A 26,659-nucleotide genomic window follows, 5' to 3' on the forward strand; every position below is an offset into this window, starting at 1 on the left:
CATTGACCTTACCCTAAGGGGAACGTTTATAGTTGCGTTGTAAATTCAAAGGTAAACTATGACAAACACATTCCGAAAAACTTGGATTATTGTTTTCAGCATCATTGCGATGTTGATGTCTAGCTATGCCTCAAGCTCCTCAGCCTTGATGACTGAAGTAATGATGATGGAAATGGGGTCGAGCAAGTCGGCTTGTTACCACAGCGATACTTCGGTTAATGATTCAATGGCAGGGTGTCATGTGATGAGTGAAGAAGTACACGCTGAAGACTCTAACATGAGTGCCCATGCTTTGATGGCTCAATTCGATATGTCTTCAATGAGCGAAGACGGCAGTCCGATGATGGGTAACCATTGTTCGAGTGCCGATTGCTGTGCCTCAATGTGTTCTGCAAGTCCCTATCCAATCCAGGCTGTTCAAGCCGTTGATCAACTTTCCTTTTCATTAGCTCGTTTTCAATCGGTCACGATTGGCCAGAAAGTCGCACGCGCTCAATCTTTGCTACGCCCACCTTCCGCATAAATCTATATCTAAAAATACAGCTCTATCAGTTAGATAAACCTGATAAGCCATTCTTTTTTATGCGCTAATTAGCGCTAGATATGGACATTCACTGTGAATATGAAACCAACAACCTCTGTGTTTGTCATGAACACGAGCTTAGTGGTTGCTGCTGCCTTGCCCATAGCCTTGTTTTCAATTGCTACGCTCGCGGCTACCACGGCGTCAGCTTCAAATGCTCAATACATTTCAGCACATGATCAAGCAAGCTCGACGCAGCAACTCAATACACTGATTGAGATTGCTTTAAGCGAAGATGGAAATCGCAAACAGTACTTTGCTCAGTCTCAAGCGATGCGAGAAACGGGCATTGCCAGCTCGACCTTAATGGACCCAAAATTGAAAGTTGGATTTGGCGGTTTGCCTGTCGATAGCTTTCAATTTGACGAAGACCCGATGACCAATATATCGGTAGGGCTGATGCAGCAGTTTGAGCGTGGCGATACGCTTAACCTTCAACAGAAAAAGGCAGGCCAACAGGCAGATGCTTTAGCTTTGCAGGTGCAAGCAAGAGAATTGACGGTTGCGAATAGCATGACGCAGCTTTGGCTTGAGTTAGGTTATCAGCAAAAGGCTGAGTCGGTGATACGTCAAAATCGTCGTTTGTTGGTTGAGCTTGAAAACTATGTACAAACCAATTACTCGATTGGTAAAAGTGAAGCGCAAGATCTGCTTAATGCTCAGCTCCAAGTGAGCAAGCTTGATGAGAAACTTCAGGCAAACCAGCAGGTTCAGCGTCGTCTAATCTCTCAGCTTTCTGAATGGTTGGGTTCTGATTGGCTAGGCTCTCAGGTTCTTGATTCTCAGGGCACACTGAATGCAACTAACCAAATCGATTGGTCGTTGTTGGAAAGCAAATTAGCGACCAATATCGATTCATCCAAGCACTACCAGCTACTGACTGACCATCCTTTGGTTAAGATCTCCGATGTCAGTATTTCCTCCAATCAAACTCAGGTTGAGTTAGCAGAGCAAGCTTATACGCCACAGTTTGGGGTCGAAGTGATGTATGCACACCGTCAAGCCAACAACATGGCGGGTGAACCTGCTTCTGATCTGGTGAGTGCTTATCTGACAGTCGACATCCCGCTGTTTACAGGGAACCGACAAGATAAAAACTTATCGGCTGCTCAGTATCAAGTTGGTGCGGCTAAATCTCAAAAAGACACCTTACTTTCCCAAATGAACGCACAAGTGAACGCATTGCTGGTGGACAGATCAAATCTGATCCAGCGATTAGAGCGCTATCAAACGTCTTTGCTTCCTCAAACCGCAGCACGAATCAGTGCGGTTGAGAGGGGCTATCAAAACAATACCGCTCAGTTTAACGATGTCATTTTAGCAACGACCGATGAGTTGGTGCTTAAGTTAGAGCAACAACGTTTGATCACCGATCTCAACATCGTTAACAGCAAACTGGCGGCGTTAGTCAGTGGCTTTGAATACCAAGTAAACCAACCACAACTCAACTCAAGCGCAACTAAACACATAGCCAATCAATAAGGGAATAGACAATGAGTACAGTAAAAGTAGCAACAATCGCTTTATTGGTCGGTGGTGCATTGGGTTTTAGTGTGAATCACTTTGTCGTTGGGTCAGCACATAACATGTCAGCAATGGCAACGAGTACAGGCGCCGAAGTAAGTAAACAAACCAAGGATGAACCTCTGTATTGGGTTGCGCCGATGGACCCAAATTATCAGCGAGACAAGCCGGGTCAGTCACCTATGGGGATGGATTTAATCCCTGTTTACGCGGATGACTCAAGTGGTGTTAAAGATGAGCCCGGTACCGTGTTCATTGATTCGTCGGTAGAAAATAATCTGGGTGTCAAAACAGCGAAAGTTAAGTTCGAAGCGCTATCACCGCGCATTGAAACGGTTGGCTACGTGGCATTTGATGAAAGTGCGCTATGGCAAACCAACGTGCGTGTTTCTGGTTGGGTGGAAAAACTCTCTATCAACGCTGTGGGTGAGAAGGTAAACAAAGGTGATGTGCTTTTCACACTCTATTCTCCAGAGCTTGTTAAAGCACAAGAAGAGTTGATCAGTGCTTATAAAACGGGTCGTCAAGGTTTGATCAAGGGCTCGACTGAACGCTTAATTACCTTGGGTGTTGATAAGACTCAAATCCGCGCTATTACGCGTAAAGGCAAAGCCTCACAAACCATTGAAGTCAAAGCGCCAGCCGATGGTGTCATCGCAAGCCTGAATATCCGAGAAGGTGGTTATCTTTCACCTGCACAAGCGGTGATCAGTGCTGGTCCATTAGGCGAAGTATGGGTTGATGCTGAGGTGTTTGAGCGTCAAGCGCACTGGATCTCGTCAGGCAGCAATGCGGTGATGACGCTAGATGCCATTCCTGGCAAAGAGTGGTTGGGTAATGTCGATTACGTGTACCCAATCCTTGACCCAAAAACTCGAACCTTACGCGTTCGTTTGAAGTTCTCCAATCCAAATGGCGAGCTTAAGCCAAATATGTTTGCCAATATTGCGCTGAAACCCATTAGTGATGAAGCGGTTCTTACTATCCCAAGATCTTCGGTTATTCACTCCGGTGGTATGACTCGAGTGGTGATGTCAGAAGGTTCTGGCAAGTATCGCTCTGCTCGTATTGAGGTTGGTCGTGAAGCTGGCGAAAAAATAGAGGTGCTTCAAGGGCTAGAGCAAGGTGAGAACATTGTCACTTCTGCGCACTTCATGTTGGATTCTGAATCGAGCCAATCTGCTGATCTGTCACGAATCAATGGTTTTGAAGAAGAAGCCGAAACCGTATGGGCAAACGGTGAAATTTCCGATGTTATGCAAGGCAGCCGTATGGTGACGATTAACCATCAGCCAGTTCCTGAATGGGATTGGCCGGGCATGGTGATGAACTTCACCTTTGCGGAAGGCTTAGACATGAGTGACGTGCAACGTGGTAAGGCAATTGACTTTGAGATGAGAAAGACAGAGTCAGGGCAGTACGAGGTTGTGGATTACAAGGTCAACAAACACAAAATCGCTGGCGAAGTTTGGGTAACGGGTGACATCACCATGTTGATGGCAGATTTTGGCATGATCACCGCAAAACATCAGCCTGTCCCTGAGTGGAATTGGAAAGCGGGTGAAATGAATTTCCAAGCCAGTGATGAGCTTGATTTATCTGAGTTTGCCGAGGGTCAAACCATTCGGTTTCTAGTGGCGAAGCAGGGTTCTGATTATGTACTCAAATCTCTCGAACCGACGAATAGCACGGGTGAGGGCGAACTATGATCAATGCAATCATTCGCTGGTCTATTAGCAACCGCTTTTTAGTGCTGGTTGCCACTGTAGCCATCGTATTTGGCGGCTTATACAGCGTAAAGAATACACCGGTCGATGCTATTCCTGATCTGTCTGATGTTCAGGTAATTATCAAAACCAGTTATCCGGGGCAAGCGCCACAAGTGGTTGAGGATCAGGTGACTTATCCATTGACCACCGCCATGTTAGCCGTACCGGGTGCTGAAACGGTTCGTGGTTACTCGTTCTTTGGTGATTCCTATGTCTATATCATCTTCAATGACGATACTGATATGTACTGGGCACGTTCACGAGTGTTGGAGTACCTAAGCCAAGTTGCACCTAACTTACCTTCGAGTGCTAAGCCAACACTAGGGCCAGATGCAACCGGTGTGGGCTGGGTTTACAGCTACGTGTTGCAAGATAAAACTGGTCAGCACGACTTAGCGGAACTTCGTAGTTTGCAAGATTGGTTCTTGAAGTATGAGTTGCAAACCGTAGAAGGCGTGTCTGAAGTGGCGACCGTTGGCGGCATGGTGAAGCAGTACCAAGTACAGATTGATCCTGCCAAGTTACGTGCTTATGACCTAACGCTTCAGCAAGTCAACAAGGCAATCCAAGATGGTAATCAAGAAACAGGGGCGTCTGTTGTTGAGATTGCCGAAGCCGAGCATATGGTTCGTACAACCGGTTACCTCACAAGCATTGAAGACATTCAATCTCTGCCGCTAAAAGTGACCGACAAAGGTACTCCGTTGCTATTAGGTGACATTGCTGACATTAATCTTGGCCCGCAAATGCGTCGTGGTATCTCGGAGCTCAACGGTGAGGGTGAAGCGGTTGGCGGCGTTATCGTGATGCGCTTTGGTGAAAATGCCAGTGAAGTGATCGACTCGGTGAAATCCAAGCTCGCTGAACTGCAAGCTGGCTTGCCTGATGGTGTCGAGATTGTCGCGACTTATGACCGCTCTACTTTGATTGATTCAGCCGTTGAAAACCTTTGGAAGAAGCTGGCTGAAGAGTTCATCGTGGTCGCCGTCGTGTGTGCGCTGTTCTTGTTCCATATCCGCTCATCACTGGTTATCGCACTAAGTCTGCCTGTTGGTATTTTAGGTGCATTCATTGTGATGCATTGGCAGGGTATTAACGCCAATATCATGTCTCTTGGCGGGATCGCGATTGCGATTGGCGCCATGGTGGATGGTGCCATCGTGATGATCGAGAACGTTCATAAACACATTGAACGGACTCCGCTCACTGACAAAAACCGTTGGCAGGTGATTGGTAAGGCAGCAGAAGAAGTCGGCGCACCACTGTTCTTCTCCCTGATTATCATTACCTTGAGTTTTGTGCCTGTGTTCGCGCTAGAAGGGCAAGAGGGCAAGATGTTCTCGCCACTTGCGTTTACCAAGACGTATGCGATGGCGGCAGCGGCGGGTTTGGCTATCACGCTGGTGCCTGTGCTAATGGGTTACTTCATTCGCGGTAACGTGCTACCTGAACACAAAAACCCAGTAAACCGCAGCCTAGTGGCGATGTACAAACCGCTTCTGAACCTCAGCCTAAAATATCCAAAGGTGATGATTGTTATTGCACTTGGCTTAATGGCGTCTGCTTATTACCCAACCAGTAAGCTTGGCAGCGAGTTCATCCCTCCTTTGGACGAAGGGGATTTGATGTACATGCCAACCACGTATCCGGGCATCTCAATAGGTAAGGCTCGTGAGTTGTTGCAACAAACCAACAAGCTCATCAAAACCATTCCAGAAGTCGAAACCACGTGGGGCAAAATTGGTCGAGCAGAGACGGCAACCGATCCTGCGCCACTGACCATGATTGAAACGGTTATTCAGCTTAAACCGCGAGAACAGTGGCGTGACGGTGTCACTACGGAGTCTCTGCGTAAAGAGTTTGATGATCTGATTCAATTCCCCGGTTTGACCAACGCTTGGGTCATGCCAATCAAAACACGTATCGACATGTTGGCGACGGGTATTAAAACGCCAATTGGTATCAAAATCGCAGGCCCAGATCTGAGCGTGATTGAGGATATTGGCTCTCAACTTGAACCCATCCTCAATAGCGTGAGTGGTACTGCTTCTGTCTACGCTGAGCGTGTTGCGGGTGGTCGTTATGTGACGATAGACATCAAACGTCGTTCTGCTGCGCGATATGGCTTGAGCATTAAAGAAGTGCAACATGTTATTTCGACTGCGGTTGGTGGCATGAACGTGGGCGAAACCGTTGAGGGGCTAGAGCGTTACCCAATCAATGTCCGTTATCCGCAAAGCTATCGTGATTCTGTCGTTAAGTTGCAGAACCTGCCGTTAGTGACACCAAACGGAGCGCGAATTGCTTTGTCTGATGTTGCAGACATTCGCTATGAAGATGGACCGCCAATGATTAAGACGGAGAACGCGCGTCCTAATGGTTGGGTGTTCGTTGACATCGAAGGTCGCGACCTTGGTTCTTATGTGGCAGAGGCGCAAAAAATCGTTACAGATCAAATCGTCTTGCCTGCCGGATATTCACTGGCATGGTCTGGTCAATACGAATACATGGAGCGCGCCAAAGAACGTTTAAGTGTCGTTGTGCCAATTACCATCGCCATCATCATGTTATTGCTCTACCTCAGCTTCCGCCGTGTCGGTGAGGTGATGATGATTATGCTGACATTGCCACTCGCGATGGTTGGTGGCCTATGGCTGATGCATGTCCTCAATTACAACTTCTCGATTGCGGTGGGTGTGGGCTTTATCGCCCTTGCCGGGGTAGCTGTTGAGATAGGCGTCATTATGTTGGTCTACCTAAATCAAGCATGGCACTACAAAAAATTGGATGCGGAGCAGAACCAGCAAGCACTTCAGAGTGAAGACTTAACGGATGCGATTCGTGAGGGTGCAGGACTGCGTGTTCGCCCAGTGATGATGACAGTACTTACGGTGATTATTGGCCTCATTCCAATTATGTATGGCGAGGGTACGGGCTCTGAAGTGATGCAGCGAATTGCCGCGCCGATGATAGGCGGAATGGCGTCTGCACTGTTGCTTACCCTACTGGTGTTGCCTGCAATCTTTAAGCTCTGGAAACAGCGTGAGATTACGCATAACCAAAACGAGACAAACAAATAACTTATTGATTATTAGCCCTTACTTGCCAAAAAAGAGTGAGTAAGGGCGCACCACATGAACATGTGAAACTAACAAAAAAACAGAATTAAGCTAAGGAACGATCATGAAAAAGACACTTATTGCGATTGCACTGATGTTAACTACTGCAACGGCTTTTACTGAAATGGACCATTCGAATATGGACCACTCAAATATGGATCACTCGATGATGAAGAGTGGAGAGATGAATCATTCAAAAATGGATCACAGCATGATGAAGGATGGAAAGATGGACCATTCGAAGATGATGAATATGGATGGAATGATGAATATGGAAGGCATGTCTGAAGTGGGTATGCCTGCGACAGGCGCAAAGCCGGATAAAGTGGTTCATGTTCTGTTAAGTGACGATATGAAAATCACATTTAAGAACAAGGTTGATATTGAGCCGAACGACGTGGTGCAGTTCGTTGTGATGAACACGGGCAAGATTGATCACGAATTCTCGATTGGTTCTGCTTCAGAGCAATTAGAGCTCCGTGAAATGATGAAAAACATGGGTAATCACGCTCATGACTCGGGTAGCACAGTGACAGTTAAGCCGGGCAAAGCGAAGCAATTGTTGTGGCATTTCCATGGTGATAATAACGTAGAGTTCGCGTGCAATATTCCTGGTCACGCTGAAGCGGGTATGGCGAAGTCGATAACGCTTTAGGCATTATCTAATAGAGCTAGAAATAGCTGCTGGGAAAGTACTAAAAACAGAAAGCTAAAAGATAAGTCTTAGCTCATCGCGCTAGTTGAGACTTATCTTTCTTGGCCATTACTGTAATAGGATCGATGTTTCCAGTAGGTGGTGTGCTTCGCCGCTCAGGTGCGGTAGCTCTGCCATGATCTTTTTAAACTTGTCGTCGATTGATTCTGCTTCATTCAGCGATCGAAAAGCCAGTACAGCTTGTTCAGGCTCGCTGTTCACATAACCTTTCAATGTATCTAGCTGAATTTTATTGGCATTTTCAACTTTTGCTAAAGCGACATTAATTGCTTCGATGTTTATTGTTAACTCATTGCTTTTAAACATTTTTAATTATTTTTTGTTGTTGCTAATGCGCGCACATTACCACAACTGTTTTTTCGGATATTGACCAAGATTATTAAATTGGAACAATTTTGAAAATCGTTAAAAGCTAGACTGCAATATGTAATGGGAAAGGTTTAAGAAATTCGAAGCGATTTAAGGAGTTAATAGCGCTAGCTGCTTAATTAGCGTTGGTTGGTTAGACTTAACAAAATGGGTTTAAGCTATATGGATTAATGCTTATAGGTTTAACGAGCGGAGAAGTTTTTTGAATAGGGTATCGCTGGAAGAAAACACGTAACAAAACATAAGGAGGAATTGGAGCGTGCAGCGGGAATCGAACCCGCATCATCAGCTTGGAAGGCTGAGGTAATAGCCATTATACGATGCACGCACACTGTCTTAAGAGTAAGACTGAAACATCAAGAAGACTGGAGCGTACAGCGGGAATCGAACCCGCATCATCAGCTTGGAAGGCTGAGGTAATAGCCATTATACGATGTACGCACATCGTCTTAACGAGTTTGATAATGCCACATCTAACTGAAAACGAAACCTTTTTCTTTCATTTTTATTCTAAGTGCTCGCATAACCACCACTCCGCTAGTTTTTCCACCATGTTCGGCGCTTTTAGAGTGAATAAAATGTGACTAAACTCTCGTTAAACGTAGGGCGAGAAACAACAAAGAACCCTCCACTCTTTCTAAGACCCATTCAGTTGGATTTATAAACCTATTTTAGTGGTGTTTTCTCATCATAAAATCAACATAAATACAGGCAATTTAACCGTTAACATAAACTGATTTTCATTCGTATTTTGATGCCCAATAATAACAATCTGGATGCATTGTTTTAACTTGCCAGTCTGCCAAAGTATTCATCAAGCGAATCCGAAGCGGGTGGAGTTATAGGCTCCTCTAAGCGTTCGAAGGAAAAAGTAACGAATTTAGTTGATAATTCATGCAAAACTCTCGTCATTACGTCTATCGTTTGGTACATTTGCCGCACATTTTGTCTCCCCTAAAATTCCCATGCCTTCTCAGTTCCGAATTAACAAAATTGTTGAAATTGGTGACACTCTTCATCGCAGTGGTTGTGCTCCTTACAAGCTAGAGAAATACACCCAATTCTATGCAAAAAAGCATGGTGTTGATGTGATGATCCAAGCAACGCCAACCGCGATTAATTATCAATTTCCAGACGATAACAACGCCGTTATTCTTAAGCGTCTAAAGCCTGCTTCGATTAACTTGAGTTTGTTGGCCAATACCATCATTCGTATTAACCAACCGAGCAGTGAGCCTGTGCCAGAGCCTGTCGGTTACTCTAAACTTGTGACGGCACTGGCCAATATGGGTATTCCGCCAGCGTATCTGATGCTAATTGGCAGTACGTTAGAAGCGGTTGGCTTTTCTGCATTACTGGGTTTGATGGTTTGGGTATGTCAGCAAGTTCTTCATTCACGTCGCGCTATTGCGGTTGAATTCATCTCGGCACTATTAACGGGTATCTTCGTGGCATTTTTGGCAAGCACAGGGTTGCCGATCCCGGTGTGGGCGTTATGTATCGCTTCGATTGTCTTGTTTGTCCCCGGGTTATCCATAGCCAACGCACTAGAATGTTTGGCGTTTAATGATCTCGTCTCTGGTACCAGTTTGTTAGGGCAGAGCGCATTAACCCTGATAAAGCTGTTTGTCGGGATTATTATGGGGCTCAACATTGGTGAAGCGATATGGGGACAAGCGGTCTCCATTGACTATACGAATGCGGTTCCGACATGGATGCACATATCTGGTTTGGTGTTGATCTCGGTGTCGATTGGTGTGATGTTCAATGCGCGTCCTAAAGACATCTTACTTGGCTTGCCAGTGGCAGTTCTGGGTATGTGGGGGCCGTTCTATCTAGGCTTTGATAGTGGTTGGGTGGTAGGTACATGGGTAACCACCGTTTTGATTACTTTATACGGTACTTGGATTGCTAAGAAGATGGAGCTAACGGGCTCTATTTATATCGTGCAAGGGATCATCATTTTGGTTCCGGGTAGCCGAGTATTAGTAAGTGCCAGCCAGTCGGTGTTTGAACAATCGATTTTGCCTATTCCGAGTATTGGTTTATCGGCGTTATTCATGTTCTCTGCAATCGTGGCTGGGCAAATCACCGCTTACTCGATTTACTCACCAAAAGTCGAACGTTAAGCCGTTCCGCTTTTCAAATCTTTAAACAAACACAGCTTAGCGGCTGTGTTTGTTCGTTTCAGGTACTGATCTTTTTTACGACAATTAGCTCTCCGTAAAACTTGTTAGATTTATGCTCGCTAAGCCTGACAAGAGTCATTAAAATGGGGACAAATTCTATTTAAATGAAGTCTTAACGTATGTCTTTACCTCCTTGCCCGCAATGCCAATCTGAATATGTCTACCCAGACCAAAACAACCTAATCTGCCCTGAGTGTGCCTACGAATGGAACCCTGAAGAAGAGCGTTTAGAAAGAGAAGCTGCGCGTGTTAAGGACGTGAATGGCGTTGTATTGGAAAGTGGCGATAAAGTTACCTTCATTAAAGATCTAAAAATTAAAGGCAGTTCTTCTGTACTGAAAATCGGCACTAAAGCGGTAATCAGACGAATCAATGAAGGCAAAGATCATCAGTTAGATTGCAAGCTTGATGGTGGTGGTGAAATGCTCGTTACAGCGAAGTACGTTAAGAAGCAGTAGCGGCCAATGGTACTGATCTATCATTGCCGTTCAATAATTCTGACTGAGACATTGTCGTAAATCTTCAATAAGTTTACGTGGCTTCTCGGCATACTGATTCGCATATTAAACCGCAATAATTTCAGAGAATTAAGATGATCAGAGAATACCGTCCAACCGATATGGAAACCGTTTTAGATATTTGGTTAACCGCCTCGGTCAAGGCGCATGATTTTGTGGCTCCTGAGTTCTGGGAGTCGCAAGTGGGTAATATGCGCGACATATACATCCCTGCATCAATAACTTACGTGTATCAAATAGACGGTGAGGTTCGTGGCTTTTATTCGCTTTATGAAGGGATTTTAGCTGCGATCTTTGTGAGCCCGCAGCATCAAGGTTGTGGGGTTGGTAAGCAACTTATCCAACACGCGAAGCTTGAATGCCCGAATCTGTCTTTGAATGTGTATAAAGAGAATCAAGCGACCATTGAGTTCTACTTGTCTCAAGGTTTCTCTATTGTGAGCGAACAAGTTGATGAACATACAGGGCATCAAGAATACACCATGCACTTAGCTTAGACTTGATCGCTAAATCCGAAAGAGCAGTAACTAGGAATCGAAACTATATGGACATGGTCAAAGCTGATATTTCGTACTCAAGTGCCTTTTATCACTATGTGAATGCTTGCTCTGAGGATGGGTTAGAAATTTATACAGGTATTTCTGACAGTAGTGATACGTATTTAAAAAGGCGAGTCGCTTATTCAAAAGGTGAGGAACTGCCAGAAGGTTGGACGCCTGCTTCTACTTATTTTTGTGTCGAGTCTGGACGTATTCTTGGAGTGATAAGAGTTCGTCATGGCACCAGTCCGTACATTCACGATGTCATAGGACATATCGGCTACGAGACTTTGCCACAAGCGAGAGGGCGGGGTATCGCAAGTCATATGTTGTCTTGGGTTCAACGGCACGTATTGTCCGAAAGCGCTATTATTACGTGTGAGAGGGGCAATATAGCTTCGCAAAAGGTGATTGAGAAGTGCGGTGGACAATTCCTGAATACCTTTTACTCGGAGCAAGATAAACACGAAGTCTTACGTTACCAACTAGAACCAAAATGAACATTTAAGCGTGGCATTTTTGGGTTTTATCGGGGTTACTATGTCCCGGTTTAAACGAAAATGAAGCCATAGCCAATTATTGTTGGAGATATTTTGAAGTATTCGACAAGACCCGCTCAGTCATCAGATTATGAATTTCTGTTCGAGCTGAAAAAGGCGGCTGAATTTGAGCCAATCAAAGCTGTTTTTGGCTGGGATGAGCAAATTCAACGAGATATACACGCCGAAGAGTGGGCAGAAGAACGACCTGAAATCATTGAATATCAAAGCAAAGCGATTGGCAGTGTGTTGCTGCAAGACAAAGGCGACCACTTCTATTTTTGCCGATTCTTCTTGCTGCCTGAGTATCATGGAAAGGGAATTGGTAGCCAAGTACTGAAAGACTTCTTAACTAAGGCTGATTGCTTAACTAAGGCTGACAGCCTCAATAAACCCGTCGAACTATGCTATTTACAAGGTAATCGAGTTGGAGATTTGTATCTGAGGTTTGGATTTGAAATTACTTCGCAGAATGACCAGTTTGTTTATATGTGGCGGTCACCTGGCCAACATAGCAGATGTTAGATATAGCCTTTTAAAGTTATAGAACAAATAGTTTTATATCAATGTAACTAAGTCTTAATCGCTATGTCTTGTGGCGGCACACCGAAGGTTTTCTTAAAAGCATTGGTGAAATTAGAAGGGTGCTGATAACCCGCTTCATAGGCGGCCTCGGTGATTGAAACCAACCCTCGTTCTAAATGCTGGCGTGCGATCTCTAATCGTCTCAAACGGATGTAACCGTTGATTGTCATGTTGTATGACTGCTTAAAACGCCTTTGAATATTAGATACACTCATCGAAAAATGCTCAGCAAGCATTTTTAGGCTCAGCTCTTGGTCGAGATGAATTTCAATAAAGCAGATTACAGCCTCAATTCGTTCGTCATAACTTTGATGTTCAATGTTAGTTACACGTGTCGCTGGTTTTATTATTTTTGGTTTAGTTTGGTGAGCCAGACAGCAAGTTTGTGGTAGTTGATGCATCGAATTCTCAAGGATCTGTTGAGTTAAGGATTCTATATGCAACTTCTGATGGAAGTTATTGGGTGAAGAGCAAGTCGTCAATTCTTGTGTCAGCTTCCAGATTTCTTCCGTCACTTCTAATTGGAAGTTGGCATTATGTGTATTGATGAAGTTTCGGCATTTACACTCTTCGGTTACTCGAGATTCGAACCATTTTGGTTTGACTAAGATGTTAATCTTATTGAGTTTATTGCTTGCTGTCATCACTCGACGGAAATTGGCGGGTTTAGTGAGGTTGACCACCACACCTTGAGGTTGATGAGTGGCATCGAGATCAAATTCGAGATCATCGTAACCAAATGACAGCTTACCTTCCAAAAGAATGGTGATCAGAACTGAAGCGTGAGCGGTAGAGATTATCTTAGTATCGACGAGCTCAATACAGCGGCCACCGTGGACAAATATTAGTTCATTATATTGATAAGAAAGAAATTTCCCCTCAGCCAGTGATGTCTGTGTAGTTTGACCTTGTGTGACAATAATCTGCTTTTCTGTTTGCTCCAACTTTTTAGTCAGAGTGACTTTGCCAATTTTAGCTCGTTTAGACGTTACTTCACTCATTTGACCGTTCCTCATAACAGCTGTGCGTTTTTGCATAAGCAAATCATCTGTGCATTTATAGGTTACAACTCTATCATGATTGATAATTATTATCATTTACATCTAGGATTGAATCTATGGAAAGCCCAGTCAGATCAACAATTAAGCTTTCAGCCCTCTATATCGCAATTGCCAGCACGTTTAGTAGCTCTGTTATTGCCGAAGAAAGTACATCGCACTTCGATGAAGTTGTGGTTTGGGGAACGAAAGTCTCAAGCAACACTGAATCGATCATTGCAGATGACATGTCACTGAAGCAAGCTGACCATATGTCAGATTTGCTGCGCGAAATCCCCGGTGTTGATGTTGGGGGAACGCACTCGATCAACCAGCGAATTACGATTCGCGGCCTAAGCGAAACTGACTTAGACATTCGATTAGATGGCGCTTCTCAGCACGCCAACATGTTCCATCATATTGGTAATTTGACTCTTAACCCTGACATATTGAAATCAGCGGATATCCAAGTAGGTAACAACTCGGTGACGCAAAATGGGTTAGGCGGTTCAGTGCTGTTTGAAACCAAAGATGCCAAAGATCTACTTCGCTACGACGAGACTTTTGGCGCTCGTGTTTATGGCGGGTATGCCACGAATGCAAGCCAGCAAGGTTCACTTACTGTGTATGGTTTGTTGTCAGATAACGTCGATGCCATGCTTTACAGTCATTACATGAGCCGTGACAATTTTGAAGATGGTGATGGTACTGAAACCTTTGGCTCAGAAGGGGATGTATACAATATTCTAGGTAAGATTGGTTTTGAGCCAAGTGACTTACACCGTTTTGAACTCTCTTATGATATGTACCGTGATAACGGTGATTACAGTCCACGCCCTGATATGTCCGGTGGTACGAACGTGGGTTTGTCTAAAAACATCCTCATTCCCACCGATTACAACCGTGACACCATCACGGCCAGCTATGAGCTGCGTGGTGAAAGTCATCAAGGTAACGTGACTCTATACAACACGGAAACTGAGATTCAGCGAGATGAAAGTGTTATGGCACCACGTTGGCCTTCTAATCGCTTATCCAAAAACACGGCTAAAAACCAAAACTTTGGTCTCAACGCAAAGTTCCAATCCGATTATCGCCTGATGTCGTTTGATAACATCGCGACTTATGGCTTTGACTATATGGACAAGTCATCGAGCAGCTATTACGGCAGCAGCAAGTTTATGGACGAGTCAGCAATCTCTACAGCCCTTTTTGTTGAAGATCAGTTCTACTTTACTCAAGCATTCTCGGTCACGGCAGGGCTTCGTTTTGATGATTACCAACGTAAAGCAGAAGTTGGTAGCGAAGATTTTGACGATGTAACTTGGTCGTTGGCCACTCAATGGGATGTTACTCAAGATTGGACGCTGTTCGCGAGTACACGTTCGTTGTTCAAAGGCCCAGAGTTGATGGAGAGCTTTATTGCTTACCAAGATGTCGCTTATTTGGCTAACGATCTGAAGGCTGAGACAGGGCAGAACACGCAAGGTGGTGTCCGTTTCGATAAGCGCTTGGATAATCACTTTATTGGTGCCAACCTGACAGTATTCCAAACTAATATTGATGACTATATTGCCGAAAAGTATCAACGTGCAAGTAAGAGTTATTTGATTTATAACCTAGGTGACGTTGAGATAAAGGGCTTCGAGGCGAGCCTATCTTATGGCTACGAGATGTTTAACAGTAAGCTGTCCTATGCGCTTTCAGAGACTAAAAATAAAGACACAGGCGGTGCAGTCGCAGGTGGCAATGGTCGAAGTATTGATATGGGTGACAGCATTACGCTGACACTCGATTATCAGTCTGAAGCGCTTGAGACTATCTTTGGTTGGAATTCGATGTTTGTTAAAGACGAAGACAACGTATTCGATGGTCAGCCGATCAAAGAAGGCTATGACGTTCATAACCTGTTTGCTCAGTGGGTGCCATCGAATCTTGATGGATTGTCTGTCACCTTTGGTATCGATAACGTGTTTGATGAGCAATACACCTCACACGCTTCTCGTTCAGGTACGGCAAGAGGCTTTACCTTGGATGACTATGAACCAGGCCGTAACTACAAGCTTTCTGCTGCTTATCAGTTCTAGAGAAGGCTTTAGCGTTTAGGTTTGGTTAGCGCAATAAACTGGCGGTCGTAGAGATCCGGAAGGGGTATTGCTCGAAATTGAAGTTATCCGTTTAAGTCATTCTAGTGAAAAGAAAAGCGCCTCTCGAGCAAGGAATCGAGAGGCGCTTTCGCCTTATTTGTTATTGTGGGAATCACTCAATAGGCAAAGACAGCACACCACAATTGAGTTCTACTTGGCTCAGCCATTCTGTTGGAATCGCTCCGTCTTCTTCGTAGAAACACGCCGCTAATACCGCGCCAATCACAATCGCACGCCCGCAGCTGTCACCGCCACATAAGATATTGTCTCGAATACCTTGTTTATAGCTCTGAGCACCCGCAATGATGCGAATTAGCAAGGGAAATGCGGCACTCAGTTCACAATGCAATCCAAACTTCTTCGCGGCATCTGTTATTGAAAGCTCAGGTTCAGCCAATGCTTCATCGATTTGATCATGTATAAATCTGCTGCAAGTTTGTCGCACCATTTCTACGGACTGTAATGGTGAGTTGCCTTGAATCGCTGCTTGAATCAACAGGGTGATGGCTTGCGCCCATTCCACGGCTTTGTCGTTGTTGTTGGTCACTCGTACCGCGCTCTCTACCATCGCTGGTAAGGTGTGAGAGGTATAAGTACAGGCTACTAATGGAATGATCTTTGAAACTGCGGGGAGCTGCGTATCGTCTGCGCCACAGGCAGTAATCGGGGCGCCCTCTAGTTCTAATTGATGGATGTTCAGCAAGCTCATGCGCGTCGCTTTATCAATGTAGCCTTGCCAACTACCACCGAAATCAAACCATTTGCGGAAATGTTGAATATAGCTCGCTTCATCGTATTTTTGGTTGTCGACTAAACTATCGACCATCGCCAATAACTGAGCACCGTATTGCGAGTGCTCACCGGACGTTTTTCCTTGGTGCGCAAAGTAGCCTTTGTCTTGATAATCGAACTGATTCGGTGAGCGAAATTCTGGCTCGAAACCAGCCACGTGTAAGATCCTCTCTTGGTCATACAGCCAGTGCAACCCCATGGAAGCGGCGTCTCCAACCAATGCGCCGACAACGGCGTAAAAAGCTCTTTCTTTATGATTGTCCATGTTGAGTGATGTCCTTGAGAAGAATCAACGTAGTTCGATATGTTAAGTATAGTGATTAAACGAGTTTTTTGCTGTGTTTCTAAGAGGGAATATGAAGGGATAAATCCCGATTGGTCAATAGCTTAAACCAATCAGGTGAACTTGATAAGGGAAAGGAATGGTCGGGCGAGTCGGTACTATTAATTAATGACGTTACTGATGGTTAAGGTAAGCACTAGAACGTTGTTCAATCACTTTGAACAGACGCGAAAGCGCAAAGCATAAAGCAAAATATACGAAGCCTACAATCAGCCAGATCTCGAAGACCAACCCCGATGAGTTTGCCATCTCAGTACCAACAAACGTCATCTCTTGGATCGAAATCAGAGACACAATCGACGTGTCTTTAACCAAGGAGATTGCTTGGCCTGCCAATGGTGGGGTGATGGCAGTTAATACTTGTGGGCCAACCACAAATCGATACTTAGACAATGCAGACAAGCCAAGCGAATCGGCCGCTTCCCATTGGCCTTTAGGAATACCTTCTAAACCCGCTCGAATCACTTCCGCAATATAAGCAGAAGAGAGCAAGCCAATACAGATAACACCAGACGCTAAGTTTTCCCAAAGGTTAGCTGGGCCGAACAGGAAACCTTGAACAGCGTTAATCTCGCCATTATGTTCACGTAAGATACTTTCTAAACCAAGTAATGGAATCAGTTGGTTAGAAACGAAGAAATAGAAGATGAAGACAAACACCAGTGGCGGAATATTTCGAACCAACTGGATAAAAATCAGTGCAGGCGTTCTGAAGAAAGCAATCTTGGAGTGCCTTGCAACACCGAGTAATGTCCCAAAAGAAAGAGCTAACACCATGCTCCAGACACTCAAGCGCAGTGTAGCGATCAAACCTTGAAAAAAGTAGGGAATACTGCCTTGAGAAGGTGGAATGAAAATTAGGGTAAACGCATCTTCCCAGCGCCACTGGTAGTTGATACCAACAGCAGAACGATAATAAAGCCAGCCTGCAAACACACAAATGACAGCGAGTAACACGCCATCTAAAAGGTTAAGGCGTTGATACCAAGGCTTCATATAAACGTTGGGCTTAGGTGTTGTTAATGCGCTAGTACTACTCACGTCATTCCTGTTTAAACAATAATAATTAGTAGGCTGTCTTGTTGAGTTTTAGATCATCAATAAAGCGAATCAAGTTGCCGATGAGAAGGCAGTGCAGACAACGCACTGCCTCGATTCACTAGCAAAAGTTCTGATTACTGACCTTGAGCAATCTGGTCTTGCCAATCTAGAGTAGAGAACCAGTACTCGTAACGCTCTTTCAACCAACCATCTTCAGTACGTGCTTTGATCCATTCGTTGAAGAATTCTGCCTTGTCAGTTTCACCTAGGCGAACTGCAAATGCTTCGTTACCTTTTGATAGACGCTCTTCAAATGGAATAAATAGCGTGTCTGCGTTTTTGATCGTTTCGTGTTCTGGTTTCGGGCTAGACGCGATAACCGCGTGTGCGTTGCCGTTCAATACTTCTTGGAATGCTTGAGCATCGTCATCGAACTGTAGAACTTTCGCTTTAGGGAAGGTTTCACGAGCGACTTGAACCGTGAATGCTCCACGACGTGCTGCAATTTTTACGCGGCGAGAATCAAAATCAGAGATCTGAGTAAAACCTTCCGCTAGCTCTTTGTTAGCCGCCAGTTGAACGCCAGAGTGCGAGTAAGGTTCAGTGAACAATACGCTTTTGGCACGAGCTTCAGTGATAGACATACCGCCGATGATTACATCAAATTTTTTCGATAATAGAGAAGGGATAATACCGTCCCATGCCGTAGGTACAAATTCGACTTTCCAACCAGAATCTTCGGCAAGGCGTTTCGCCACGTCGATTTCAAAGCCAACGAGATCGCCTTGTTTGTTACGCATCGCCCAAGGAACAAATGTCGACATACCAACGCGCAGTGAGCCACGTTCGTTGATTTTATCGAGGTTAGGCGTTTCAGAAGCAAGTGCAGGCAAACTTACGGCAAGCGCAAGTAGGGCTGTAATCGCGGTTTTAAATAGCTTCATGCTGATAAATCCTTATTGTGTTCGCCAGTTAGCCCCGAGCTTATGCTCAAGCCAAGCAGCAACGGCAGAAAGTGAAAGTGTAAGAGCAAGATAAATGATCGCCACAGAGAACCAAATCTCGAATGGCATCGCGGTTTCAGAAACAATGTTTCTGGCTTCAGTCGTCAGGTCAAAAATAGCCATGACACTCACAATTGAAGAGTTTTTAATAAGAGAGATCACTTCATTGGTCAAAGGTGGCAAGGTGCGTTGCACCACCTGAGGAAGAATCACATCCCAGTAAGTATAGGTCTTTGATAAGCCCAAGGATTGAGCTGCTTCAAATTGTCCTCTCGCAATACCATTTAAACCGGCACGAAATATCTCGGCGGTATAAGCGCCTTGGAAAAGTGCCAAGGCTAAAACGGCAGTGCTAAAGCGATCGAGCCCTAATACGGGGCCAAATACAAAATAGAGCAAATAAATTTGTACTAATAACGGCGTGTTACGAATCAACTCAACATAGCTGGTGGCTAAGGTGCGTCCAACCACAGAATTTGAGTTCCTCAATAGCGCCGTCGTTAAACCAATGATCAGCGTAGCAACCAAAGAAATCAGAGAGATATTGATGGTAACCAGTAGCCCTTCAACTAATTCTGCAGGCCACCATTCACCATCTTCATAGAAAGCAATATAGTCCGGCACACGCTCCCATTGCCAGCTGTATCCCATGGTTTGTGCGCCAGAGTCGAGAATCCAAACAACAGCAGCCACCAGTACAACAATCTGTACCAAAGCAGATAGGGCGGGTTTAATAATTCGAATCAACATCAATAAGTCAGGATCTGATTTAGGAACGCTTGAGTACGTTCATGTTGAGGGTTTTCAAAGAGCGCTTGTGGCGTATTCGATTCCACAATTTGTCCTTCATCCATGAAGATAACGCGGTCGGCCACTTGTTTCGCAAAGCCCATTTCGTGGGTCACACACACCATGGTGATACCTTCGCTCGCCAGTTCAACCATCACGTCGAGCACTTCGTTGATCATCTCCGGATCAAGCGCTGAAGTCGGTTCATCAAAAAGCAGTAATTCAGGCTTCATGCACAGCGAACGGGCGATAGCTACACGTTGTTGCTGACCGCCAGAAAGTTGTACTGGGTATTTGTTGGCTTGTTCAGCGATGTGTACGCGCTCGAGATAGTGCATTGCAAGCTTCTCGGCTTCTCGTTTGCTTTTTTTCAGCGTACGTATTGGAGACAGAGTTAGGTTCTCAAGCACAGTAAGATGGGGGAATAAATGAAAGTGCTGAAACACCATTCCGACTTGGCCCGGTGTGTTGAATTTACTCGGAAGTACTTGTTCTAACACGCAAAGCTCGCCACTTTCGAACGGTTCTAGCTGATTGATACAACGGATTAAAGTTGATTTACCCGAACCTGATGGCCCGCAAATCACCAGTATCTCTCCTTGTTCAATCTTTAAATCGATATCCTTTAGGGCATGAAAATCACCATACCACTTGTTAAGTGACTTAAACTTAACCATTTCCTTGAGATTGTTCAAATCGTTGTTCATACCTAATAAAGAGACAGGTTTACCTTAACAATATAGAAATATGATTGCACATTAAATTAAGGACTTATGAGAATTTAATAGCATCTTGTAGGGCAAATTAAAAAGCAGCGCCTGATTTGGACGCTGCTTGAGGATATACGCAAGGGCAAAGAATTTGGTTCAGTTTCACGGAATAAATTCTTAGATTATGGTGATTTTCTTTAGAACCTTGTTTTTCTTGCTCTAATTTTGACCGCTATTGAATCGCAGACTCTAGAATCTCACGTGTTTTCTCAGGTGTGATTGCTTGGTTTTCGCCAAGCTCTAGGTAACCGTGTGATTCAAGTTGAGCAACAACGTTGTCGATTGCTGCCGCTTTAGTTGCTTCGTAACCGTCGAACATAGTTGCAACGTCTAGGCTGTGGTAGAAGGCTTCGATTGCAGCAATAGTGCGCTCGGCTAAATCAGCACCCGCTTCTAGGCCAAATACGTTGCGACCCATTTGCTCTAGCTTGCCACGCTTCGCTTCGATTTGATTACGAAGTAGTGAAGGTTGAACAATCGCAAGAGAACGTGCGTGGTCTACGTGCCATAGTGCTGTGAATTCGTGGCCAATCATATGTGTTGCCCAATCTTGAGGAACGCCAGTACCAATCAGGCCGTTAAGCGCTTGGTTTGCAGTCCACATTAGGTTTGCACGCCATGCGTCGTTGTCACGCTCGTCGTATTGCTTACCCAGTACAAGTAGGTTCTTAAGCAGTGTTTCTGCGTAACCGTCTTGAACCATCGCGTCTGTTGGCATTGTGATGTATTGCTCACATACGTGAACCCACGCATCAACTAGACCGTTGATCAGTTGGCGCTCTGGCAGAGACTTCATTACGTCTGGGTCCATAACCGCGAACTTAGGTTGTACTGCAGGGTTCATGAACGCCAGTTTCTCTTGAGTCTCTTTACGAGTGATTACAGCACCCATGTTAGATTCAGAACCTGTCGCAGGGAGTGTCAGTACAGCACCAATAGGGGTTGCTTCAGTAACTTGGTGTTTGCCCGCTAGGATATCCCAACCGTCGCCGTCGTATTTAGCTGCCGCAGCAACGTATTTAGAACCGTCGATTACTGAACCACCGCCAACAGCGATAATGAACTCTACGTTTTCTTCTTTAACAAGAGCGACGGCTTTATCTAGCGTCTCTTTGGTTGGGTTAGCTTCAACACCAGCGAACTCAATCCAAGCGTGATCCTTTAGAGAAGCGACAACTTGGTCGTAAACACCGTTGCTTTTGATTGAACCGCCACCGTAGATGACTAGTACTTTCTTCGAAGTATCAACCGCTTGGCTGATAGCGTTGATTTGGCCTTGGCCGAAGTGGATAACTGTAGGGTTAACATAAGTGAATTGCATTAGAGATTCCTTGTGTAAAGCTCAATTTGTTATTTTATTTGATTGCTCAATTTCTATATTTGCATATTAGTACAGTAATCTAGGGTGATGAAGAGCTGATTCTCCAAATAAATTGCCTATTTCTACAAAATTGATATTCTTTCTCTGCTTTAGCTTACTTACTCTTAGCACTTGGAATGGAAAGTCGCCACTTATGAAAACACTCGCGCAGTTGTTACAGTCTTATGTAGAACACAAAGGTTGGGATGATCTCGAAGGGATCAGAGAAACTGAAATTGGCGGTGTGTGGTTGTATAGAAGCAGTGGCGGGAATCAACGTCAGCCATTCACTTACCAGTCGGGTATTATCATGCTCGGGCAGGGCAAAAAGAACATCTATATTGGCGACAGACCCGTTACTTACGCTGCTGGTGATTATCTTGTGGTAGGCGTGCCAATGCCATTGGAGTGTGAAGCCTTACCTGTAAATGGCGAACCATTGCTTGGTTTGTCGATAAGCATCGATTCTCAGCGCTTGCACAGCTTAGTCAAAAAGCTGGAAGACCAAGGCTTTCTAGAGAGCTACTGCAACAAGCACAAGCAGAATTCGAGCGGCTTAGAATCGACGCCAATGGAAGAGCAAATGCTGGAGAGCTTTACTCGATTGGTCAAAACTCTACATTGTGACATTGAAGCCAATATATTGGGCGATGCCATGGTCAGCGAAATTGTCTACCGCGCCCTAACCGGTTCAGAAGGGCGTGTGCTGTTTGATTTAGCTCATCATGACGGCCATTACGCACGTGTCGCTAAAGCGCTGTCTAAAGTGCATGAAGAGTACGACCAAACCATCACTGTTCAATCGCTTGCCGACGAAGCCAACATGAGCGTGTCTGCCTTCCACAATGCATTCCGTAATGTCACCTTTGAATCTCCTCTTCAATATTTGAAGAAGGTAAGACTCAACAAAGCCAAAGAACTGATTCAGCTAGAAGGCCTTCGCATCAGCGATGCTGCTCGCCGAGTCGGCTACTCCAGTCCATCTCAATTCAGTCGTGAATTTAAGCGCCATTTCAATACCACGCCGAGAGCGGTTTAGTTCTTCTTTCAACGAAACTATCTGTTGATAGCTATGGTGTTGAGAGCTATGGTGCCAAAAGCTATGGTGTCGATTGCTCATCGTTGACGCCATCGTGATTCCTGAAAGTCCCATGTCTTGGCTGAACAACCATACTTCTCATGTCATCATCCCTGAGTCTCATATTTGTTGAATTATATGAGTAAATGTATCTAATTATAGGCATTGTCAGATTGTAGGTATTTGATTCTCGAATATATTATTAACGTACTTATATAAAATAATCTCTCGAAAATAATTAATTAAATAGCCTAAGAGTTTATGCACGGGTATAAGGGGTAAAGTTACTAACCTAGCTAGTAATGGAGTTTTAGTGTGAACAACCTATCAAATATCATCTAAATTTTGTAAATTACCCATCGAATTATCTGAGAGAGTATTCAGGATTATTGAATAGACTTAAAATTAAAGAGAATTTAGCAGTTGATAAAGCCTAATGTGACGGATAATTAGTCGCTTGATGACTAATTATCCTGTAACTTGCTGATTTATAGTCAACTGAGAGTCTGATGTATATCACGTTTACCCTAAAATAATTCACTTAACATGGCGCTACTTTAATCATTCTTTCCAATACGATTGTTAAATATAAATACGTATTCCTATATTATTAAAAGGATAATTCCGATGAGTAGCGATATCATTAAAATTTCAAGAAATACTGAAAATGCACCAATTAATTCTGTATCTACACAAACGGTCGCTTTTTCTCATTATAATAACTTTTCTGCTCAACTGCCTGTTGACCCTAAAACAGGTGAAATAGTTATTGGAGATATTAAAGATCAAGCAGCACAATGCTTAAATAATATTAAGGCCATTGTTGAAAGCATCGACCATGTTATGGATGATGTTGTGAAGATTAATGTTTTCGTTAAGAATATTTCTGATATCGATGCTATCGATGAAGTTTACGCAAGCTTCTTCAACAACAGCCTGCCGACACGTACAGTCGTGGGTGTAGCTGCGCTACCGAACAGTGACGCTTTAGTTCAAATGGATGCTCTTATTTCAAACGGCGAAGGTACTAAACCACAAGCACCTTGCGCACTAGTTAAGGTCTCAAGAAATACAGACAATGCGCCTCAAAGTGCTGTATCGACGCAGACAGCGGCTTTTTCTCACTACAACAACCTTTCGGCTCAATTGCCTATCGATGTAAATACAGGTGAGTTGATTTCAGGTGGTATCACAGAGCAAACGACACAATGTTTAGCAAACATTAAAACGATTCTAGAGAGTATCGGTCATGTCATGAATGATGTGGTTAAAACCACTATCTACCTTAAAAATGTTGAAGATGCAGAAAAGGTAAATGAAGTTTGCGCTAAGTTCTTCCCAAGTTATGTACCAGCGCGAACGGTTGTTAATGCTGCTGAACTACCAATGGGCGCTTTAATTCAAATTGATACATCCGTTTCACATGGCGACGGTACACCGCCGCAATTACCAGAAGACACTCGCTTGTTGGTTATTGAAGCTAATAATACTGTCGATGCCCCTTTCATGGCTTATTCGCACACCGTTGCTTTCTCTCACTACAATCATATTTCTGGTCAACTACCTTTAGACCCGAAAACTAATGAAGTGGTTGCTGGTGGTGTAAAAGAGCAAGCGGAACAATGTTTGAAAAATATTAAGGCGATCATTGAAAGTGTTGGTCATAGTATGGACGATACAGTGAAAATCAATATTCAGCTTAAAAATGTTTCAGACATTGATACAGTGAACGAGGTCTACACAACATTCTTTAATGCTGAATTACCGGCAAGAACGGTGGTTGGGGTTTCAGAGATTTCTATGAATGCTCTAATTCAAATTGATGCAGTCGTTTCTAACTGCGAAGGTACACCACCACAAGATGTTATTGCTTAAACATAATTAAACCCACTTCAAACTAAGCGGTCAGATTGTCGGTGATGATCTGATCTGCTCCTTCTTTAAATTGTCGGCTTGTGCCGAACACTCTCATACCGTTAGAAATAGTTAGTTAAACGTTTAGCTAGCCTGAGCCCGAAGAAATGATCAATACTGGTGATTCGAACTACTGCTTGTCGAGTAGATATCGAAGATTTTGAACTGTATTGGAGATGCTTTTGAAAAAGTCATTAATTGTACTGGCGTTAGTTACTACATCTTGTTTCGCTGTTGATGATGAAGACCCTTGTAACGTTGAACGTGGAGGGGTTACTGCGGGTTATCTGTGTGTCGAAGAGAAAATGAAAGTAGCAAACATCGATCTCAATAAAACATATCAAGAAGCCATTATGCGAATAGTCGAGGAAGAAGCCGAATTGCAAAAAATCGAGTTTCACATCGTTCTAGAAGAACCTTTCCGAAGAGCTCAACAAGCTTGGTTGAAATACAGAGACGCAGATTGTGAATTTATAGGTCAAGCGTATACGCCTTCCGTTTGGGCCGGGGTTCAAATCGAAGAGTGTAAGCTAAGAATGATTTTAGAGCGTATCGAGTATTTTGAAGGTATCTATTCAGTTCCAGATTGAAGAAGCTTAAACTTGATTCTGGGTAATTAAGTTGGGGTTCATAGAAGCGATGTACCAAGAACCGAAAATAGAATTAGAATGTGAGAAAGAAAATTAAGTGTATGCAATTTCGAGTTATTTTATTGTTGTGCCTAGCGATAGTGGGGTGTTCATCTAATCAAGAGCTAACACCTGATCCGACAACTATCACGCTTTTTTATGGTGAGACGTCGATCTCGGCGGGTGTGTTAGAAGATAAAACATTTAATTCGGTTCTAGCCGATAGAAGAGAGAGTGTTACTCTCTCGGGCTCACTATCAAAGCAAAACTCAGGTTACTTAGTTGATATCTTAGTGATCAGAGAAAATAGAGCACCACGTTCAAAGCGCCAATTAAACACCTTACTTCTTATGAAGCCGGGAGAATTAGTGGATGTTGGCGGTGTGAACAATGATGTGTTCAGAGTCATTCTAGAGTAACAATCCCGAAGTAATCAATTAATGTGAAATTTTTCTTTACCTCAACCTAACTTCAAGTCTTAAGCTTCTCTTACCCAATAAGAAGGAGCTTATTATGCAAAATAACTACGTAAAAGAACTCGCCGTTAAAACTTACCAAGAAGAACTTCAGAAAGAGTACGTTAAATCTAAAGCTAGACCATTCCACGGCCCGAGTTTTATCGGCGGCGTACTGTTGTCAGTCGTGTTGGTTGGGTTGTTTTATTGACTTGAAAGCGTACAGGCCATTGAGATAACTTACTGCAGGATACTAATAGCCTAATTGTTGTGAAAGCTAAAATAATCAGAGGTATCGAGATAAACATAGTAACCTTAATTGCGTTATCTTCTACCGATGATTTGGCAAACTCACAGTAATACTGGCCAAATATATCCAGTGACTACCCATTCGACAGTAAATTAGTGTAATTACACTAAACTATTCATTGCAGATTGCCTTGACCAGCCTTTATGTAGCTTTACTACCTCAGTGCTGATTTGTACTGGATGATTCTGCTAATACCTACAACAACGTTAGCTGTTGACGACTTTACGTCGCTATGAACTATGACTCTTCGTTAGTTTTCCTAGCATCAATTATTGTTCAGTTAATTATGCAGAACGACTCCCTCTTTTATTTAGTTTTATCCATCAAAATGTCCTGCTCTCCTTTCAATGGAGATTTCCCATCTATTCAGATAGTTGAGGTTAGGATTAGGTGTTTGCGTTAGGACTTAACTTACCCTCTAGCGTGCATTTGATTAAATTTATGGTTTGTTTCACTTCCAAACAGATTGGTTTCATCAAGGGTATGGGCTTTGTTGCGTAATTAAATTTAAAGATAGAACAACCCCGTTTCGCGTATTTCT

The 26,659-nt window shown here is 43.9% G+C and carries 24 protein-coding genes and 2 tRNA genes; 16 read left to right on the forward strand and 10 right to left on the reverse strand.

Features of this window, described 5'->3' with window-relative positions:
• Nucleotides 1–58 precede the first annotated feature (58 nt).
• From ACED53_RS15085 to ACED53_RS15105, 5 genes are all read left to right on the forward strand, one after another.
• Entirely contained in the window at nucleotides 59–523 is a 465-nt protein-coding gene (locus ACED53_RS15085; protein ID WP_017059270.1) for a hypothetical protein, read from the forward strand.
• Between the two features lie 99 nt (nucleotides 524–622).
• Complete coding sequence (locus tag ACED53_RS15090; protein ID WP_029225536.1) at nucleotides 623–2,065, forward strand: TolC family protein; 1,443 nt, start codon at nucleotides 623–625, stop codon at nucleotides 2,063–2,065.
• An 11-nt stretch (nucleotides 2,066–2,076) separates the two neighbouring features.
• On the forward strand, nucleotides 2,077–3,816 hold the full coding sequence (locus tag ACED53_RS15095) for an efflux RND transporter periplasmic adaptor subunit (protein ID WP_017101373.1): 1,740 nt from the start codon (nucleotides 2,077–2,079) through the stop codon (nucleotides 3,814–3,816).
• Entirely contained in the window at nucleotides 3,813–6,956 is a 3,144-nt protein-coding gene (locus ACED53_RS15100) for an efflux RND transporter permease subunit (RefSeq protein ID WP_017101372.1), read from the forward strand. The genes ACED53_RS15095 and ACED53_RS15100 overlap by 4 nt, the downstream gene beginning before the upstream one ends.
• A gap of 103 nt (nucleotides 6,957–7,059) precedes the next feature.
• Nucleotides 7,060–7,650 (forward strand): cupredoxin family protein, encoded by a 591-nt coding sequence (locus tag ACED53_RS15105; RefSeq protein WP_017101371.1) that lies wholly within the window; start codon nucleotides 7,060–7,062, stop codon nucleotides 7,648–7,650.
• A 108-nt stretch (nucleotides 7,651–7,758) separates the two neighbouring features.
• On the opposite strand, the gene ACED53_RS15110 is transcribed toward ACED53_RS15105, so the two are convergent.
• The 3 genes from ACED53_RS15110 to ACED53_RS15120 all read right to left on the reverse strand — a co-directional run bounded on the left by ACED53_RS15110 (nucleotide 7,759) and on the right by ACED53_RS15120 (nucleotide 8,520).
• A complete protein-coding gene (locus tag ACED53_RS15110; RefSeq protein ID WP_004731488.1) occupies nucleotides 7,759–8,016 on the reverse strand; it encodes a hypothetical protein in 258 nt (85 codons plus the stop codon).
• Between the two features lie 316 nt (nucleotides 8,017–8,332).
• Nucleotides 8,333–8,407: transfer RNA gene (locus ACED53_RS15115), tRNA-Gly, on the reverse strand.
• 38 nt (nucleotides 8,408–8,445) lie between these two features.
• Nucleotides 8,446–8,520: transfer RNA gene (locus tag ACED53_RS15120), tRNA-Gly, on the reverse strand.
• A 524-nt stretch (nucleotides 8,521–9,044) separates the two neighbouring features.
• Here ACED53_RS15120 and ACED53_RS15125 point away from each other — a divergent pair.
• The 5 genes from ACED53_RS15125 to ACED53_RS15145 all read left to right on the forward strand — a co-directional run bounded on the left by ACED53_RS15125 (nucleotide 9,045) and on the right by ACED53_RS15145 (nucleotide 12,389).
• Nucleotides 9,045–10,208, forward strand: a complete 1,164-nt coding sequence (locus ACED53_RS15125) for a threonine/serine exporter family protein (protein WP_009845522.1) — start codon at nucleotides 9,045–9,047, stop codon at nucleotides 10,206–10,208.
• Between the two features lie 179 nt (nucleotides 10,209–10,387).
• Nucleotides 10,388–10,726, forward strand: coding sequence for a zinc ribbon domain-containing protein YjdM (locus tag ACED53_RS15130; RefSeq protein WP_004731484.1), 339 nt, complete (start codon nucleotides 10,388–10,390; stop codon nucleotides 10,724–10,726).
• 134 nt (nucleotides 10,727–10,860) lie between these two features.
• The gene (locus tag ACED53_RS15135; RefSeq protein ID WP_017101370.1) at nucleotides 10,861–11,283 is read left to right on the forward strand and encodes an N-acetyltransferase; all 423 of its coding nucleotides are present in this window, start codon (nucleotides 10,861–10,863) and stop codon (nucleotides 11,281–11,283) included.
• A gap of 47 nt (nucleotides 11,284–11,330) precedes the next feature.
• On the forward strand, nucleotides 11,331–11,825 hold the full coding sequence (locus tag ACED53_RS15140) for a GNAT family N-acetyltransferase (RefSeq protein WP_017101369.1): 495 nt from the start codon (nucleotides 11,331–11,333) through the stop codon (nucleotides 11,823–11,825).
• A gap of 93 nt (nucleotides 11,826–11,918) precedes the next feature.
• Nucleotides 11,919–12,389, forward strand: coding sequence for a GNAT family N-acetyltransferase (locus ACED53_RS15145; protein ID WP_017101368.1), 471 nt, complete (start codon nucleotides 11,919–11,921; stop codon nucleotides 12,387–12,389).
• 47 nt (nucleotides 12,390–12,436) lie between these two features.
• On the opposite strand, the gene ACED53_RS15150 is transcribed toward ACED53_RS15145, so the two are convergent.
• Nucleotides 12,437–13,546, reverse strand: a complete 1,110-nt coding sequence (locus ACED53_RS15150) for an AraC family transcriptional regulator (protein WP_017101367.1) — start codon at nucleotides 13,544–13,546, stop codon at nucleotides 12,437–12,439.
• A 20-nt stretch (nucleotides 13,547–13,566) separates the two neighbouring features.
• On the opposite strand from ACED53_RS15150, the gene ACED53_RS15155 reads away from it, so the two are divergent.
• A complete protein-coding gene (locus ACED53_RS15155; RefSeq protein WP_017101366.1) occupies nucleotides 13,567–15,573 on the forward strand; it encodes a TonB-dependent siderophore receptor in 2,007 nt (668 codons plus the stop codon).
• A 172-nt stretch (nucleotides 15,574–15,745) separates the two neighbouring features.
• Here the strand turns inward: ACED53_RS15155 and ACED53_RS15160 are convergent, their stop codons facing one another.
• From ACED53_RS15160 to ACED53_RS15185, 6 genes are all read right to left on the reverse strand, one after another.
• Nucleotides 15,746–16,690 carry an ADP-ribosylglycohydrolase family protein gene (locus ACED53_RS15160; protein ID WP_009845518.1) on the reverse strand — a complete coding sequence of 315 codons (945 nt, stop codon included), beginning with the start codon at nucleotides 16,688–16,690 and terminating at the stop codon, nucleotides 15,746–15,748.
• 192 nt (nucleotides 16,691–16,882) lie between these two features.
• Nucleotides 16,883–17,809, reverse strand: coding sequence for an amino acid ABC transporter permease (locus ACED53_RS15165; RefSeq protein ID WP_017101365.1), 927 nt, complete (start codon nucleotides 17,807–17,809; stop codon nucleotides 16,883–16,885).
• 134 nt (nucleotides 17,810–17,943) lie between these two features.
• The gene (locus ACED53_RS15170) at nucleotides 17,944–18,753 is read right to left on the reverse strand and encodes a transporter substrate-binding domain-containing protein (protein WP_012600468.1); all 810 of its coding nucleotides are present in this window, start codon (nucleotides 18,751–18,753) and stop codon (nucleotides 17,944–17,946) included.
• A gap of 12 nt (nucleotides 18,754–18,765) precedes the next feature.
• Nucleotides 18,766–19,563 (reverse strand): amino acid ABC transporter permease, encoded by a 798-nt coding sequence (locus tag ACED53_RS15175; protein WP_009845515.1) that lies wholly within the window; start codon nucleotides 19,561–19,563, stop codon nucleotides 18,766–18,768.
• Complete coding sequence (locus ACED53_RS15180; RefSeq protein ID WP_012600470.1) at nucleotides 19,563–20,309, reverse strand: amino acid ABC transporter ATP-binding protein; 747 nt, start codon at nucleotides 20,307–20,309, stop codon at nucleotides 19,563–19,565. Before ACED53_RS15180 ends, ACED53_RS15175 begins: the two co-directional genes overlap by 1 nt.
• 235 nt (nucleotides 20,310–20,544) lie before the next feature.
• Nucleotides 20,545–21,693 carry an iron-containing alcohol dehydrogenase gene (locus tag ACED53_RS15185; protein ID WP_017101364.1) on the reverse strand — a complete coding sequence of 383 codons (1,149 nt, stop codon included), beginning with the start codon at nucleotides 21,691–21,693 and terminating at the stop codon, nucleotides 20,545–20,547.
• 193 nt (nucleotides 21,694–21,886) lie between these two features.
• Here ACED53_RS15185 and ACED53_RS15190 point away from each other — a divergent pair, with 193 nt between their 5' ends.
• The 5 genes from ACED53_RS15190 (at nucleotide 21,887) to ACED53_RS15210 (ending at nucleotide 26,019) form a co-directional block, all read left to right on the forward strand.
• Nucleotides 21,887–22,771 carry an AraC family transcriptional regulator gene (locus ACED53_RS15190; protein ID WP_009845512.1) on the forward strand — a complete coding sequence of 295 codons (885 nt, stop codon included), beginning with the start codon at nucleotides 21,887–21,889 and terminating at the stop codon, nucleotides 22,769–22,771.
• A 666-nt stretch (nucleotides 22,772–23,437) separates the two neighbouring features.
• Nucleotides 23,438–24,685, forward strand: coding sequence for a RidA family protein (locus ACED53_RS15195; RefSeq protein ID WP_017101363.1), 1,248 nt, complete (start codon nucleotides 23,438–23,440; stop codon nucleotides 24,683–24,685).
• Nucleotides 24,686–24,900: 215 nt separating this feature from the next.
• Nucleotides 24,901–25,314: a lysozyme inhibitor LprI family protein gene (locus ACED53_RS15200; RefSeq protein WP_017101362.1), complete on the forward strand. Its 414-nt coding sequence runs from the start codon at nucleotides 24,901–24,903 to the stop codon at nucleotides 25,312–25,314.
• 101 nt (nucleotides 25,315–25,415) lie between these two features.
• On the forward strand, nucleotides 25,416–25,772 hold the full coding sequence (locus tag ACED53_RS15205) for a hypothetical protein (protein WP_017101361.1): 357 nt from the start codon (nucleotides 25,416–25,418) through the stop codon (nucleotides 25,770–25,772).
• A gap of 94 nt (nucleotides 25,773–25,866) precedes the next feature.
• Nucleotides 25,867–26,019, forward strand: a complete 153-nt coding sequence (locus ACED53_RS15210; protein WP_017099010.1) for a hypothetical protein — start codon at nucleotides 25,867–25,869, stop codon at nucleotides 26,017–26,019.
• Nucleotides 26,020–26,659: the final 640 nt, after the last annotated feature.

This window comes from Vibrio sp. 1F169, assembly GCF_041439605.1.
Lineage (GTDB): Bacteria > Pseudomonadota > Gammaproteobacteria > Enterobacterales > Vibrionaceae > Vibrio > Vibrio tasmaniensis_A.